The sequence below is a fragment of the Paraflavitalea pollutisoli genome (assembly GCF_029360705.1).
Classification (GTDB): Bacteria; Bacteroidota; Bacteroidia; order Chitinophagales; family Chitinophagaceae; genus Paraflavitalea; species Paraflavitalea pollutisoli.
On the sequence record NZ_JARKMX010000008.1, the window covers coordinates 619,959 to 634,388 of the forward strand.

A 14,430-nucleotide genomic window follows, 5' to 3' on the forward strand; every position below is an offset into this window, starting at 1 on the left:
GGTGTGAAGCAAAAGAACGATTAAATTATGATATGACGCCTCGCGAATATGGGTGAGGTGGCTCCGCAGGCGGCTGAAAGGCAATCCCGACATTCGGCGGGACAGCGAGGAAATACATTATTCAGTATTATACCGGGATCAGCAAATGCACTTCGGTGCCGTGGCCGGATTGGGAGTTGATGGCCAGTTCGCCTTTGAGTTCGCGGGCGCGGTTACGCATATTATCGAGCCCGTTGCCGCTGCCGGCGGCGGCTGTGTCGAACCCTTTGCCATCGTCGCGTACCTGCAAGCCCAGTTGTTTGTCGTGCAGCGTGATGGTAGCATGGATGCCAGATGCTGCGCTGTATTTGGCGGCATTGTTGATCGCTTCCTTAAAGACGAGGTAGAAGTTTTTTCGTTGCTGCATCGTCAGCTTCAGTTTGTGCAGCACTTCCGTTCCGTCGAGCGTACAGGTCATGTTCTGGGCGCCACAGATCTCGTACATGAATCGCTCCATACGTTGTATGAGGCTGGTGGCTTCGTCTTCGCCGGGTTTGATCATCCATACGATATCGCCCATGCGGTCCATGGTTTCGCGGGCATTGGTACTCACCTTTTCCAGGATCGCCGTCTGACCGGCATCCTGACCGTTTTGCAAGGCGGCTACCTGGCTTAGCATATGAATACTGCTGAGGGAGCTGCCTACCTCGTCGTGCAGGTCGGCGGCAATGCGGTTGCGTAATTCCAGTTCCTTCATGCGTTGCCGTAGCCGGTGGCGGCTGATGAGCAGGAAGATGCCTCCAACGGCCAGTGCGACCAGGATCACCGAGCCCCCCAGGTACAGGCGCTGGCTGCGGATCTCCTGTTGTTGCAGTTGTTTGTCTTTGTGCAGCAGGGCAATTTCCTTGTCCTTCTGGGCTACTTCAAAGTTCTTTTCCAGGGTGGCCGTTTCTGCATCGTATTGTTGTTTGTAGAGGCTGTCGCCCAGTTGCAGGGCGATCTTTGACTGTTCGAATGCTTTCTGGTGTTCGCCCAGTCCGGCATAGGCATCGGCGAGGGCGACGGCAGCATCCCGCTTGAAAGTGTATTCGTTTTCCAGCGTTGCATAATGGTACGACTGCTGGCCTGCAGCCAGCGCTGCTGCATAGTTTTTGTCTTCGTTGTACAATTCAGCCATGCGGGCATAAGCGACGGTCATTTGTAGGTTGTTGCCCTGTTGCTGCCCCCACTCCAACGCTTTTTCGAAATAGGGCCTGGCCTCCCTGAATTTCTTTTGCAGGATATAGATACTACCAACTTCAGCGTGGTAGGTGGCGAGGTTTTTATGGTCTTCTGTCGATTTGCCCAGTTTCAGGGCGTGTTGATGATAGACCAGGGCGCTGTCGTATTGCTCCTGTAGTCTGAACATATCGCCAAAATCGCTATAGATCTGCCCTTCCATCATGTAGTTGCTGTCTGCCTGGTAATATTGCAGCGCCCGGTGGTAGTTTTTAGTACATTGATCGTATTGTCGTTGCCGGCTGTATACGTCGCCGATAATGTGATAGATACGACCCAACCGGTCTTTGTCGTTCGCTTTTTCGGCATACACCAGGGCGGTATCGCAGTATACGAGTGCCTTCCGCGAATCGTGCAGGTTGAGGTAGTTATCGGCCCGATTGAGGTACACGAGCGCGAGGCGTGAGGGATCGCCGGTGAGTTGGCTATAATAGATGGCTGTATCGGAGTAGATAATGGAACTGTCGAGCTGGCCATTGAAAGAATAGCCGGTGGCGATATTGATGTAGCAGCGGGCCAGGCCTTTGATAAAGTTGACGCGTTTGGCCAGGGCGGCGCCTTGTTTAAAATAGTTTACGGCGAGTTGTGGATCTTGGTGCACGTACAAGGCGCCGATATCGCGCAGCAGCATCACTTTGGCGCTGTCTTCTTTGGCGGTTGGTAATTTCTTGAGCAATGAGTCCAGCTTACTGCTTTGCGCCGAAGAAATGGCGCAGATGAGCAGCAGACAGCCGGTCAGGAGGCGATGATACATGATGTAAAATAAGCAATTGTTGCCGTACCCCGGTCAGGTTTGAGCAAACGGCAGTAGAACTAGCGAGCGGTGGCCTCGTCGTAACCCCGGCGGCGTAATTTATTGGCCATATTGTCGAGGGTGAAACCGGGTGTATGGAAATAATCCCTGATCTCTTCCCGGATGGCTTCGTTGGTGGGCTGCTCCATCGTATAAGGCGGTTAGGTGTTGGCTTTATAAATTAACAACTTGTCTGTCTGATTACCAAGTGCCGGATGGCCGTCCCATAAAAAGGCCTGTTTGCCCTCGATGTGGCAAACAGGCTGGGTTTTACTGATACTAGCTTATGCGGTCGGCTGGGTAAAAGACCAGCCGGCGATGACGAGTTCCTGTACGGCGTCGTTGCGTTTGGCGCCGTCGATCTTGGTAAAGATGCCTTTGTCGCGCACCAGTTTATTCTCCATGTAGACAGTGCCCCCGAATCCAATAAAGATGCCGGCAAAGATGGCGAATATGCCATAGATGCCCCAGATCATAAAACAGAGGATCACGAAACCCACGGCCACGCTCCAGGCAATGAGGGCGGCTTTGCTGGTAGCCTCCTGGTGTATGGCCTGACAGGTTTTGCACCGCGGGATGCCCACGGGTACTTTGTTGTATTTCACAGACCGGTATACAATGATGTTGGTGCGGTCATTTTCTTTGAAGAGTGGTACGAAATAGTTGTCGTCCATATGGGTAGAGCTTTCCATTTCGCAATACACGCATTGGGTCTCGGTTGGTTCAAGTCGTTTAAGGGTTGGATTAAAGGTATGCATAGGGTGTTGGTTTAGTCGTCGACATGGGCGTACACCGTTCTGGATAAAATGAAATAGAGGATCAGGGCCGGTACGGCGGCGAACAACATGGGCATGAACAATTCGATCCGGAGAAAACGCGTGCGGCCTTCAAAATAGAAGTCATGCGTCATAGGAAACAGGATCGTAAAGGCAATAGCGCCAGCGATGGCGGCAATGGGCCTGGATTGAAACCCGAGGTAACCGGCAATGGCGGCCAGACCGGCGGCGCAGACGTACCAGGCCATGGAGGCGATGCCAAAAAGCGGACCGATCACGGCGATCATCACGATGGCAATGGAAGCGATCTTCTGGTGCTCCTGCATTTTGCGGCGTTCCTCAATTTGTTCGAATAATTCTTGTTTGAAGGCCCGGTATTCAGTGTCGATGAGTTCGCGGGCGACGGTTTCTTCGTAGCCGTAGAGTTTGAGTTTGGCGACGGCTGCCTCTACGGAAAAGGCGATTTGTTCGAAGGACAGTCTGAGCTCGTCCTGCAGCTTGGGTGTCAGGGTGGTGTTCATAATGGGATAACGGATTGGCTAGATTGAGCAATAAAGAAAAGAATAATTTTCAGCGTTTGCAAGTGGGGGTATTGGTTCGTTAGATAGTATTTTGGTTTGATATGTAAAAAGATTTGGTGTAGAGACTCTCTGTTATCTGGTAAGGGTATCTTTGTAGCATGACCCATAAACGTTTGGCATCAACCCTCATCGACCTCTCCCACACCATCGATCCATCGATATCGGTGTACCCGGGTACGCCCGCACCAGGCATTGAGCAGATCGCTTCGGTGAAGGCAGATGGCTATGCTGAATGGAAGTTGACGTTGACAACGCATATGGGCACGCATATCGACGCGCCGGCGCATATGGTGGTGGGCGGCAAAACGCTGGATCAGTATGCGCCGGAAAGTTTTGTGGGCGATGCCCTGGTGATCGATTGCCGGGCACCAGGTCCGCATATTTCGCTGGACTGGCTCAAGCCCTGGGAGCTACAGATCGACGTGGTGGATTTTGCGTTGTTGTATACGGGCTGGTCTGCAAAGTGGTCTACTGCAGACTATCTGACTGGCTACCCCGTGCTAACCAAGGACGCTGCGCAGTGGCTGGCCAATAAATCACTCAAAGGCATCGGCATGGATACCATTTCTCCCGATCCGCTGGAAGCGCACCACTACCCCATCCATCATATCTTATTCAAGCAGGAGTTGCTGATCATCGAGAACCTGACCAACCTGGAGGTATTGGCCGGACAAGTTTTTCAGCTTGTCTGTCTTCCATTGAAAGTGGACCGGTCGGATGCCGCGCCCGCGAGGGCCATCGCCATTCTTCCTCGTTGAACCGGCTGGTTCAATGACCCCACAACTATTGATCCCCGCTAGCGACTTGTTAACTACCCGTCACCATAACGGAACTTTGCCCTGACCCAGGTGTATACAATACCCGGATGCTGATGATGTAGTTCCGGCCTTTCACCAACGCTTGTTTGATCTTTGCGTTTTTGTCCAGCCCCGAGTCGTCATCGCCTGCCAGGTATTCACGCTTTCCATTTACCAGTTCAGACAATATCATTACGGTATCCAGCTCACCGATTGTTTGTATCGTGTACTTGCGCGTTATAGGCGCTTTGAAGGTAAAGTCTACCTGTTCACCCGATTTGGCTTCAATGGCCACTGATTGGTTGAGGATCATTTTTAGGGATTTGGTTGCCGATAGTTTTGGATAAAAAGCGCGAATCCCTTTTTTATCGGTCGCGGAAATCAGCCCGGGCGGGTTGATGCCTTTGTCAAACGGTGGCGGTCGCCTGATCAATCCTTCTTCAAAAGCATATTGCATGATAGATTTGGGATCCCAATCGGAACCCAGTAGTTTATTCCGGGGCAACTTATCGATGATGTTTTCGTCTACCGCTTTCTTATCCCACTTATTGGGTGGCAAGGCCATTTGGTCGTAGACGGCCTGCTCATTCCATTCGATGCCGGCAAACGGGCTCTGGTGTTCATGCTGCAGTCCCAGCGTATGTCCTATCTCGTGTAAGGCCGTCGACATGCCTTCTGCATCGGCTGATAGATCGATGCCAAAGTTCATGGTCTTCTCGTCTTTCGAGATGTCCAGAATTTCGCGTCCCACCCATGACCAGGAATCATCTTCATGGTCAAAGCCAATGCGCACCAGCGCTTCTTCTACACTGTTCACTTCGCGAAAGCTAAGGCCAATGCCAACGGCTTTCCAGGTCTTAAAGGCCTTTCGCACGACGTTGAGGTCTGCGGGTGTACCTTTTTCAACAAAGGTGTAGGTGATCTCGGTTCCGTTGGCCCATAAGGTGGAGGCCGATATAATAAACAGGGCCCGTTCACCGCGAACTGAGGCATCGAATTGACGGATCTTTTGTGGAGGCTGTTTACACAGCTTGCGGGGCTTTTTGTACGGCTTGCTGGTTTTTGTTGCCATGGTTGGTGGTTGAGTGTCACCTAATATCGGTTATTCTCCTCAATCTGGTTTACCGTGTTTTCACCCTTTTCCCACCCCCACTGTCCTTTTCCTACGCTTTACAGGGCCCTGGCCACCATTGACTAGCTTTTACTAGGCCAGCGATTCCGGCAGGGTGATCTTTGCGGTATTAAATCTTATTGTTTAGCCATGAACGACACATTAACTACCACCCCGTCGATGACCATCCGGGATATGCTTTTCGGCGATCTGCCGATGGATTACTGGCCTTCGGGCGATGCCGCCGAAATTCCTTGGCAGCAATTCAGACAGGCCCGCACATTTACGCAACTGGGGCAGCATGAAGCAGCTGGCAGCCTCTTGCAGTTAATCCTCAATGCCCCCGGACTGGAATCGCGGCATTACCTGCAGGCCTGGCATTTTATACGCCAGGGCGGCATGCAACTTAATTTTCCTGCCGAACTGTATGGAATGGTAGTAGAAGTGGCCATGGACGAAGGCCTGGACCTGCTCGCCGTGTATACCGATGGCTCGGCACGGTACTACAATTATTCCGGCAGCGGCATCGTGTGGGATATGCCGGATGAGGAAGTTGGTGGCAAGATCAGTCATATCCTGGAGCAAGGTCGCCAAATCATGCGGCAGATAGGCCCCTGGGAGGGCGATCGTCCACCTGCCCCCACTTCCGGCAAAGCGCGCATCAACCTGCTGACCTCACATGGTCTGTATTTCGGGGAGGCTCCCCAAATGGCGCTGTTCAACGATGGCCTCGCCGGCCCCACGATGTATGCGATGCTCGATCTGATGCAAACCCTGATGCGCAGATCACAGTCCAAGAATTGATCAATCCCTGTTCCATAGGTCGAAGCCCGTTGCGTACTGCATTCGGGCTTTCGAATTAGACGTACCTGTAGGACCAAGATGGTTTTTCCGGGCGAAATAGTAAGTTTGGGTTTCTTGCTAACGAAACGCGTTGTCAAAACATGAAATACCCTATTCTTGCTGTTTCCTTGTTGATGCTCTTCAGTACCAATAACCTGGTCGCGCAATCAGGCACACCGCGACTCCCCGATCAGGTAGATCCAAAACCTTTCGCCGACAATGCCAATCATTGGTACGGCATCGGCGATCAGCACCAGATGATCAATCCACTGCCGGGCAAACCGCGTTATCAGCCTACGCAACTCGCCGAGATCGGCGACAATATCCTGCTATTCCAAAAAGACAATGGCGGCTGGCCCAAGAACTATGATGTTTTTGCCATCCTCACTCCTGCACAAAAAGATTCTGTCAGTCGTTGGCACAATACCGTCAATACTACTTTCGACAACGGCAGCTCGTATACACAGATTGGTGCGCTGTCGGTGATCTATGCCAACACCCAAGTTGCCAAATACCGCGACGCTGCGTTGAAGGGGCTCGATTTCCTATTAGCGGCGCAATACGCCAATGGTGGCTGGCCACAGTTCTATCCACTCGAAAAGAAATACAGCAAAGCCATTACTTATAACGATGGAGCCATCGAAGGCATTATGCGGTTGCTGAAAGATATACTGAATGGGTTGCCGCAATACGCTTATGTCGATGTAGCTTACCGGCAAAAGATACAGGCGGCCTTCGACAAAGGCATCGACTGTATCGTAAAAACGCAGATCAATGATGCAGGCGTGCCTACCGCCTGGTGCCAGCAATATGATGAGCAGACCCTGCAGCCCGTGTGGGCGCGCAAATTTGAACCAGCCAGTATCTGCAATGCAGAAAGTGCGGGGCTGGTGGGTTTCCTCATGAGCATCGACCAACCCGATCAGCGGGTGGTGGCGGCGGTACAGCATGCAGTAAAATGGTTCCAGGATTCGAAGATCTACCACACCCGCATAGAGACCATCACGGCTCCTCCCCTGGAAACTGCTTTCCGCTTATCTACCACCGATCGTGTGGTCGTCACCGATTCGGCTGCGCCGCCCATCTGGACACGTTTCTACGAACTGAAAACGCACCGTCCGTTGTTTTGCAACCGGGACAGTAAGCTGGTGTATTCATTGGCGGAGGTAGAGCGCGAGCGCCGCGACGGGTATGCCTGGTACACCTATGCTCCCCAAACTGTGTTGAACAAATATGTGGCCTGGCAAAAGAAATGGGCACCGGAAAAGAATGTGCTGGTGCCATGAAGCCGTCTGGCTACCTGGCTCACTGATCAGCTACAAACTGATCGATGCGTTGCAGGATCTTCCTCACCCGTTCCGCAATATGATCTATGGGCAGGTCGGCATTCGGGTCGACCCGAAACGATTCATACTGGTCTTTGGGCTTGACTCCTTCAGGCCAGGGCAATAACTTTTTATCCAGGCAGAATCCTACCATCAGTTTTCGTTGATTCAGCCACAAGTAACCCAGCTTATATCCTTTGTAAGAAAAAAAAGGTATCTGGAATTTGCGCTCATGAACAATGGCCGGATGCTGGTGCAGGATGATGTGGCGCAGGGCAAGCAGGCAACCCTGGTAGGGCTCTGGTTTGCTTGCATAGTATTGTTCCAGCTTGCTGTTCATTTTGTCTGATGACGATTATTCCAGCAAATGTATAGCAGTATTCAAAAGGAAGGATATTTTTGCGTCATGACAGCCAATCATTCCGATCAGTCTCCGGTGCCCTCCCCCCTGCAAAACTGGGCCGGCAATCTCACTTTCAGCACCAGCCAGGTCTATTATCCCGATACAGTGGAAGCCGTGCAGGCACTGGTAAAGCAGTCGGCCAAACTGCGGGTCGTAGGCTCCCGGCATTCTTTCAATGCCATTGCTGATAGTGAACACGTATTGATCTCCACGCGTGACCTGAACAAGGTGTTGTCGCTGGATGTAGAAGCATTGACGGTGACGGTGGAGTCTGGCATTACTTACGGCGCCTTGAGCGCCTGGCTGGATGACAAAGGTTTTGCCTTGCACAACCTCGCTTCCCTGCCCCATATCTCCGTGGCAGGATCGGTCGCTACGGCCACGCATGGTTCTGGTGTAGGCAATGGTAACCTGGCAACGGCGGTGACTGCGTTGCAAATGGTGGTGGCGGATGGCCGTATCGTCGGTCTGTCGAAAGCAACAGATGGTGAACGGTTCCATGCTGCTGTGGTAGCACTGGGTGCTTTGGGCATCGTCACGCAACTGACGCTGCAGGTGCAACCAAAGTTTTATATGCGGCAGTATGTATATGAGCGGTTGCCTTTGTCAAAATTGAAGGAAAACTTTCAGTCCGTCATGGCGGCTGCGTATAGCGTCAGTCTGTTTACCGACTGGCAGCAGGACAGCATCAATGAGGTTTGGATTAAATCATTGTCCTCCTCCGGGAAATCATTTGACCAACAACCTGATCTTTTCGGCGCCCGCGCAGCGACGGCAAAACTGCACCCCATTGCTGGTGTATCGGCGGTCAACTGCACAGATCAATTGGGCGTGGAAGGTCCCTGGCACGATCGCCTACCGCATTTTAAGATGGGTTTTATGCCCAGCAGTGGTGTGGAGTTGCAGTCGGAGTACTTTGTGTCCGGTGAGCATGCGGTGGCCGCCTTTGAGGCTATTACGGCGCTGAGCCAGCAGATAGGTCGTCATTTGTTCATCTCCGAAATACGCAGCATTGCTGCCGATGAGCTGTGGTTGAGTCCGGCTTACCAGCGTGATTGCATCGCCTTTCATTTTACCTGGCAGCAACATATCCCTGAAGTGATGACGCTGTTGCCCGTGATCGAAGCTGCCCTGGCTCCGTTTGCTGTGCGGCCACATTGGGGTAAACTCTTTACCATTCCGGCAACTGTGTTGGCGGATCGGTTTGAGAAGCTCGCTGACTTCAAGAAGCTGGCCAATGAATATGATCCGCCAGGGAAGTTCCGCAATGTGTTTTTGGAGGAGTGTGTGTGGGGACGATGATGATCCAATGCGGGTATTCGTACAGGCTCGCTGGCCTAGCCTCCCCCATCCATTAAGTAAAACCCCTTATCCGTTAAGCCGTGCTCCGGACCGCCCTGGCAGCGATGTAGTTTTGATCCATCAAATCAATAACTATCATCATGAAAACAAACGTTGCTTACCTCTCTGGTTTATCGCTGGCTCTGGGCCTTGCAATAACCGCTTGTAACAAGATCAACCCCATCGATGACATCAAGTCGAACACAAAGGTGTTCAGTCCCAGCAAATTCAAAGAGAACATCATCACCGCCCTGGGCAACAGGCCCGTTGGGTACAATTTCGTGATCAACCACAACGGCCAGTGGAAAGACAGTGCCGCCCGCGGCTTCGCCCGCATGAGCCAGGATGGCGCCATCCCCCACAGTATCTATAAAGAGATGAATATCGCCAGCGTCACCAAATGGCTGACCGCCGTAGGCGCCGTCAAACTACTCGACTACAAAGGGATCAAGCTGACCGATTCTATTTACAAATGGCTGCCCAAATCGTGGAAACTGGGCAATAAGGCCAAGACCATCACCTTTCATGAACTGCTGACGCATAAGGCAGGCCTCACCACGGATGATATCCGCTATGGTACCGACTACAATTCCCTCAAAACCTGCATCGCCGCCGGCGTCGTCAATGAGGCAAAGGGTTATAACTACAGCAATGTAAACTTTGCCCTGTTCCGCATCATGTTTACCTACCTCAATGACAAGACAGGAGCACTTAACTGGGAGTCGTATAATCTTTCCAATAAGGATACGGCTGCTTTCTCCGAATATGTTTCTGTGCGCTACCTGCAACTAATGCAAAACCTCGTATTTACCCCCGCTGAGGCAGGCATGGTGATCTGTACGTCGGAAGATCGCAGCAAGATGACACTGATGTACAATGAAACTACGCCCGCTGTGGCAGGCCGTACCGTGGGCGACTGGAAGCTGGTGTGTGGCGGAGGTGGTTACTATATGTCGGCCTACCAGGTCGCCAAAGTGATGGCTTATGTGTACCATTCCGAAAAGGTGCTTACCAAAGCCCAACAGCAGGTATTGCTGAGCAACAGCTATGGCCTGGATGGTGGTCACAGTCCGCAAACCAGCCGCGGCAAAGCCTATGGCAAAGATGGTGCGCTGATGAATGACGTCAACAATAACGACAAGGCCGATAAGCCCGATCCCGGTCTGCAAACGCTGGCCATCAAGTTTCCCGGCGATGTTGAGTTGGTCTTCTTTACCAATGCACTCACGGATGGGTTTACCTACTATACTTCTATCATGAAGAATGCTTATGACGACGCCTGGGTAAAACCCTAAAGCAATCGATCGACCACAAAATCAAACAGGCAGCTTCGGTAAAGAAGCTGCCTGTTTGTTCGTTTATCTTTTCCTATTTGCTCTCTTACGTATCACAGGATACGTCATCCCACTCTTGATCACTGTACCGGATCAACCAGTTTAATGCATAATGACGTTCATACACCACCCCTGCGTCCAACCCCGCTACTGTCTGGTTGTTGATCCGGGCATCTACACAGGCCCAGTCAAGCCGGTAGTACAGATCGGCCGCATCCAGTATCTCTTCTTTAGACCTGGAGGTGGTGACTGCGGCGATATATTGTTGCGGATCTTTATCCGGATCGATGGGGTAATCTTCAGGAGGGATATTGTTCATGTTGCATTGCTCGTCGGGAAAGGCCAGCACCTCGATTTTGCCAACTGCCCAGAGTAAAGTGTAAATACATTCGCTCTTCCAACTCTCTTTCCGCTGCCGTTCCGGAGTTGGATTGGCCAGAAAATCTTTTTCACCCGGGGTTACGTATTGCCATAGCTGATAGTCGTGCAGATAGCTTGTTGCCTCTTCACCCGTCAATACTGAATTTGCCACCAAGCTTATCACTGCCAATGCAGTTGCGCGTTGTGCTATTTCCGCGGGTGTCCGTAAAATGGTTTCCGCTGCAGACTCCACACAGGGCAGATGGCGGTTGATCTGTATGTTGCGTGCTGCCAGTACCGCTTCCGACCGGGCTTTTCGCTCTTCCTGTTCGGGCAGCAATACAATGGCCGTATGGTCGAAATCTTCTACATTAACGCGTACGTCCAGGGTTTTCACGTGGCATCTACCCTCCTGGTCCAGCAACAATTCCAGGTTTTTGTCCAGGAAATGCTGCGTGTCTGACCGGCTGATAGGCGTGCCCGGTTGTACGAACAATACCGCATCGAAATCTTCCGCCAGATGACCGATCAGGGGCACCAGGTCTTTCGTCTTGCCGGCCACCTGTTCTACCGAAAACTCACAATTGAGCGTGGTGATCTTTTGCAGGAACAACGCGTGCACCTTTTCGTTGTCACACGGTAGTTGTGCCACGTAGCCATACAGCCCCCGGATATTGTTGGCAATATCTTCGGACTCCTGGGGGCCAATGGGGTTGGCAGTATCCGTTCTTTGGCGATAACGGATCAGCAGCGAACTCTCTTTTCGCAAAAAGCCGCCTGGCAGGTTCAATTGAATCCAGTCGGAATCGCCTTCTTTACCGGTGGCTATTTGGGCTTGGGGAAATCCGGTGGTCAGGATATCCCTGATCTTATCAAATCCTGTCTGATGGGCGTACAACGTACATATCATGGGTTGGGGATTGTATCGATTATTTCATTTTGATCACTTCTGATCCGGCCAGCAGGTAAGCGCCGGTACCATATACTTCGTAGCTCTCGGCCGTGAAGTTTCTGCGGGGATCGGCGCCGATGGGTTGTACCCAACCTACGCGACCTTCGGGCGATACGAGGGTATTGAGGCCGGTCCAGGCCTTGCGCACCGCGGGACCATAGGTGGCTGCATCGAGCAAGCCATGGTTGATGCCCCAGGCCAGCGCATAACAATAGAAACCACTACCGCTGCCTTCTCCACCGGGATAGGATGCCGGATCGAGCAGGGAAGCACGCCACAGGCCGTCTGCCTGTTGCAGGGTGATGATCTTTGCTGCCATCTCTTTGAAGAGTTGTTCGTAGAAGCCACGTTTGGCATAATCAGCCGGCAGTTCTTCCAGGATGCGTACCAGTCCGCCCATTACCCAGCCATTACCGCGCGACCAGAAGATCGTTTGCCCATTGGCTTCTCTTTTGCCTTCGCCGTTCGCGTTGATCAGGTAGCCCGCATCCCGGGCAAACAAGTGTTGCTCTTTGTTGTACAACAGGTCATAGGTTTGTTGAAACAATGAATCGTTCAGGGTAAAATAAGAAGGATCCTTTAGGGTTACACCCAGCTTCACCAGCGTAGGCGGCCCCATGAACAGCGCATCACACCACCACCACATCAGTCCTTTCTTCGACTCGGGTCCGGGTACGGCCCGCAATTTGTTGACCGTATCGATCGTAGGCTCGAGCATATGCCGGTTCTTTTCGAGGCGATACACATCGATATAGGTTTGAGAAATGGCTATGTCGTCTGCATGGTCGTACCGGCGACCTGGCTGCCATAAGGTGCGCCGACCCAGCGCCATCAGGGAGTCCAGTATTTTCCGGGAGCCGGTGGTTTGATAAGCCGCCACCACGCCGGCATAGAAGGCGCCATTGGTCCAGTCCGTGGGCGTATGTTTGGGATTTTTCAATTGCCAGTCGGTCACCAGTTTCATCGTCTTTTTGATGTAGCGGGGGCTGAATACCTCCGAGACGTCCGCACCGCCCGCTGAACTGTCAACGGGTTTGTGGCCACAATGGGCGAAAGCGATCAGCAAAGGCAAAGTCAATACAGTCAGCAGTCTGTTCTTTTTCATATGTAGCGATAATTTGTTAGCAGTTATGAGCAGCCGTCCTATTGACGGCGCTTATCTTGTTGAACCGCATAAATATAAACGTTTCTGTCCACCCTCCGCATTTCTCGCCGATCAAAAAACTGCTGGGTAGAAGGGGTAAGAAATCTACACTACGACCGCCTTGCAACAAAAAAGGCCTGCAGTGACGCAGACCTTTCAAAATCATTCATTAGTACGGGTTAGCTATTTCGAGACGGAACCTGAAGGCATCGGCTGGGGTACCGTTTTAGGACCTTCTACCACCAGTTGTCCATTCTTCTGGATCTTCATGCGGTCGATGAACACCACCCGTTGATCGCCGGTCTTTGCCGTGCGGCCATGGTATACGCAAAACATTTCTTTGCCATCGGGCGAGTAAGCAATGCTGTTGTGCCCGGTGCCGGTGACGATGCCGCCCTGCTCTACATTTTTCTGTAACACAGGATTGTTGGCGGCTTTTTTGAATGGCCCCAGTGGACTGGTACCTGTGCCATAACCCACCGCGTAATTCTTACCCCCAAAATAGTTGGCCGAATACATGATGTAGTAGGTATTGCCTTTGCGGAAAGTAACTGATCCTTCGGTCCAACGGCGGTTCACCTCTTTGGAGGTCACCGACCGGCTTTCCCAGGCTGATTGTTTGTCGTTCATACTGACCGGCGGACGCAACAACAATTTCGGTTCGCCGATCACGCCGCTGAAATCTGATTTCAATTCCACGCCATACACCCAGCTTTCTTCGATCTCGTTGAACCAGCCCTTGTTCTTTGCCCAGGTGGCTACTTCGCTTTCTACCGCATGCTTGTAACAGCAACGGGAATAATACAGGTAGATGCGGCCATCGTGGTCGAAAAACACGTTGGCATCGATGATGGGATAGCCGGGGTCGAAGATGGGCTTGTTGGTGAGGTCGATAAAGGGGCCGGTCGGTTTGTCGGCCACGGCCACGCCAATGCGGAAGTTCTCCAGCTCTTTCGTGGGGTTCTCTTTCCACTGGGCGCTGTAAAACAGGTAAAACTTCCCCTTCACTTCATACACTTCCGGTGCCCAGTAAGCACCCTCCCAGGCGGCTTTGGGATCGCTCCAGCCGTTCTGGTTGTCGTGAAAATATACCTGGCCTTCGGGTTTCCAGTTGACCAGGTCGGTGGAAGAATAGGCCGAAAAACCTTTGTTGGCCCCGGCGCCGGTTCCATACATATAGTATTTGTCGCCTTTCGCGTGCAGCACGTAGGGGTCACCGAAGTCGACCGCCAATGGATTGGTATAGGTAGCCCGCGCAGCGGTGGGTTGTTGGGCCTCTGCCCGTGCGGTACCAAGTAACGCCGCCAGCAGGGAGCAAGCAATGAATTGTTTCATACAGGAATTACTATTAAACGGCCTAAAATAACAAAATAAACCACAACAGACAGCTCCCCTACTGGTCACTGTCTGTCG

At 52.2% G+C, this 14,430-nt stretch carries 14 protein-coding genes; 5 read left to right on the plus strand and 9 right to left on the minus strand.

What is annotated here, in order from left to right:
• Window positions 1-127 precede the first annotated feature (127 nt).
• The 4 genes from P2W70_RS16590 to P2W70_RS16605 form a co-directional block, all read right to left on the minus strand.
• A complete protein-coding gene (locus P2W70_RS16590) occupies window positions 128-2,011 on the minus strand; it encodes a tetratricopeptide repeat-containing sensor histidine kinase (RefSeq protein WP_276482614.1) in 1,884 nt (627 codons plus the stop codon).
• A gap of 59 nt (window positions 2,012-2,070) precedes the next feature.
• Complete coding sequence (locus tag P2W70_RS16595; RefSeq protein WP_276482615.1) at window positions 2,071-2,199, minus strand: hypothetical protein; 129 nt, start codon at window positions 2,197-2,199, stop codon at window positions 2,071-2,073.
• Between the two features lie 135 nt (window positions 2,200-2,334).
• On the minus strand, window positions 2,335-2,808 hold the full coding sequence (locus P2W70_RS16600) for a hypothetical protein (RefSeq protein WP_276482616.1): 474 nt from the start codon (window positions 2,806-2,808) through the stop codon (window positions 2,335-2,337).
• An 11-nt stretch (window positions 2,809-2,819) separates the two neighbouring features.
• Complete coding sequence (locus P2W70_RS16605; protein WP_276482617.1) at window positions 2,820-3,347, minus strand: hypothetical protein; 528 nt, start codon at window positions 3,345-3,347, stop codon at window positions 2,820-2,822.
• A 158-nt stretch (window positions 3,348-3,505) separates the two neighbouring features.
• Here P2W70_RS16605 and P2W70_RS16610 point away from each other — a divergent pair, with 158 nt between their 5' ends.
• Entirely contained in the window at window positions 3,506-4,165 is a 660-nt protein-coding gene (locus P2W70_RS16610) for a cyclase family protein (RefSeq protein ID WP_276482618.1), read from the plus strand.
• Between the two features lie 49 nt (window positions 4,166-4,214).
• Here P2W70_RS16610 and P2W70_RS16615 read toward each other — a convergent pair whose 3' ends face one another.
• Window positions 4,215-5,276, minus strand: a complete 1,062-nt coding sequence (locus tag P2W70_RS16615; protein WP_276482619.1) for a M12 family metallopeptidase — start codon at window positions 5,274-5,276, stop codon at window positions 4,215-4,217.
• Between the two features lie 189 nt (window positions 5,277-5,465).
• Here P2W70_RS16615 and P2W70_RS16620 point away from each other — a divergent pair, with 189 nt between their 5' ends.
• On the plus strand, window positions 5,466-6,119 hold the full coding sequence (locus tag P2W70_RS16620; RefSeq protein ID WP_276482620.1) for a hypothetical protein: 654 nt from the start codon (window positions 5,466-5,468) through the stop codon (window positions 6,117-6,119).
• A gap of 140 nt (window positions 6,120-6,259) precedes the next feature.
• The gene (pelA, locus tag P2W70_RS16625) at window positions 6,260-7,444 is read left to right on the plus strand and encodes a pectate lyase (RefSeq protein WP_276482621.1); all 1,185 of its coding nucleotides are present in this window, start codon (window positions 6,260-6,262) and stop codon (window positions 7,442-7,444) included.
• Window positions 7,445-7,463: 19 nt separating this feature from the next.
• Here pelA and P2W70_RS16630 read toward each other — a convergent pair whose 3' ends face one another.
• Window positions 7,464-7,823 (minus strand): hypothetical protein, encoded by a 360-nt coding sequence (locus P2W70_RS16630; RefSeq protein WP_276482622.1) that lies wholly within the window; start codon window positions 7,821-7,823, stop codon window positions 7,464-7,466.
• Between the two features lie 66 nt (window positions 7,824-7,889).
• Between P2W70_RS16630 and P2W70_RS16635 the strand changes: the two genes are divergently transcribed.
• Both P2W70_RS16635 and P2W70_RS16640 read left to right on the plus strand, forming a co-directional pair.
• Window positions 7,890-9,188 (plus strand): FAD-binding protein, encoded by a 1,299-nt coding sequence (locus P2W70_RS16635; protein WP_276482623.1) that lies wholly within the window; start codon window positions 7,890-7,892, stop codon window positions 9,186-9,188.
• Window positions 9,189-9,328: 140 nt separating this feature from the next.
• Window positions 9,329-10,522, plus strand: coding sequence for a serine hydrolase (locus P2W70_RS16640; RefSeq protein WP_276482624.1), 1,194 nt, complete (start codon window positions 9,329-9,331; stop codon window positions 10,520-10,522).
• A gap of 85 nt (window positions 10,523-10,607) precedes the next feature.
• Here the strand turns inward: P2W70_RS16640 and P2W70_RS16645 are convergent, their stop codons facing one another.
• From P2W70_RS16645 to P2W70_RS16655, 3 genes are all read right to left on the minus strand, one after another.
• Complete coding sequence (locus tag P2W70_RS16645; RefSeq protein WP_276482625.1) at window positions 10,608-11,831, minus strand: DUF4272 domain-containing protein; 1,224 nt, start codon at window positions 11,829-11,831, stop codon at window positions 10,608-10,610.
• A 19-nt stretch (window positions 11,832-11,850) separates the two neighbouring features.
• On the minus strand, window positions 11,851-12,978 hold the full coding sequence (locus P2W70_RS16650; RefSeq protein WP_276482626.1) for a glycoside hydrolase family 88/105 protein: 1,128 nt from the start codon (window positions 12,976-12,978) through the stop codon (window positions 11,851-11,853).
• Window positions 12,979-13,200: 222 nt separating this feature from the next.
• Window positions 13,201-14,352: a glycoside hydrolase family 43 protein gene (locus tag P2W70_RS16655; RefSeq protein WP_276482627.1), complete on the minus strand. Its 1,152-nt coding sequence runs from the start codon at window positions 14,350-14,352 to the stop codon at window positions 13,201-13,203.
• Window positions 14,353-14,430: the final 78 nt, after the last annotated feature.

Coding starts and splice junctions, on each gene's coding strand:
- P2W70_RS16590 (WP_276482614.1), bottom strand. CDS start 2,011: ATGTATCATCGCCTCCTGACCGGCTGTCTGCTGCTCATCTGCGCCATT.
- P2W70_RS16595 (WP_276482615.1), bottom strand. CDS start 2,199: ATGGAGCAGCCCACCAACGAAGCCATCCGGGAAGAGATCAGGGATTAT.
- P2W70_RS16600 (WP_276482616.1), bottom strand. CDS start 2,808: ATGCATACCTTTAATCCAACCCTTAAACGACTTGAACCAACCGAGACC.
- P2W70_RS16605 (WP_276482617.1), bottom strand. CDS start 3,347: ATGAACACCACCCTGACACCCAAGCTGCAGGACGAGCTCAGACTGTCC.
- P2W70_RS16610 (WP_276482618.1), top strand. CDS start 3,506: ATGACCCATAAACGTTTGGCATCAACCCTCATCGACCTCTCCCACACC.
- P2W70_RS16615 (WP_276482619.1), bottom strand. CDS start 5,276: ATGGCAACAAAAACCAGCAAGCCGTACAAAAAGCCCCGCAAGCTGTGT.
- P2W70_RS16620 (WP_276482620.1), top strand. CDS start 5,466: ATGAACGACACATTAACTACCACCCCGTCGATGACCATCCGGGATATG.
- pelA (WP_276482621.1), top strand. CDS start 6,260: ATGAAATACCCTATTCTTGCTGTTTCCTTGTTGATGCTCTTCAGTACC.
- P2W70_RS16630 (WP_276482622.1), bottom strand. CDS start 7,823: ATGAACAGCAAGCTGGAACAATACTATGCAAGCAAACCAGAGCCCTAC.
- P2W70_RS16635 (WP_276482623.1), top strand. CDS start 7,890: ATGACAGCCAATCATTCCGATCAGTCTCCGGTGCCCTCCCCCCTGCAA.
- P2W70_RS16640 (WP_276482624.1), top strand. CDS start 9,329: ATGAAAACAAACGTTGCTTACCTCTCTGGTTTATCGCTGGCTCTGGGC.
- P2W70_RS16645 (WP_276482625.1), bottom strand. CDS start 11,831: ATGATATGTACGTTGTACGCCCATCAGACAGGATTTGATAAGATCAGG.
- P2W70_RS16650 (WP_276482626.1), bottom strand. CDS start 12,978: ATGAAAAAGAACAGACTGCTGACTGTATTGACTTTGCCTTTGCTGATC.
- P2W70_RS16655 (WP_276482627.1), bottom strand. CDS start 14,352: ATGAAACAATTCATTGCTTGCTCCCTGCTGGCGGCGTTACTTGGTACC.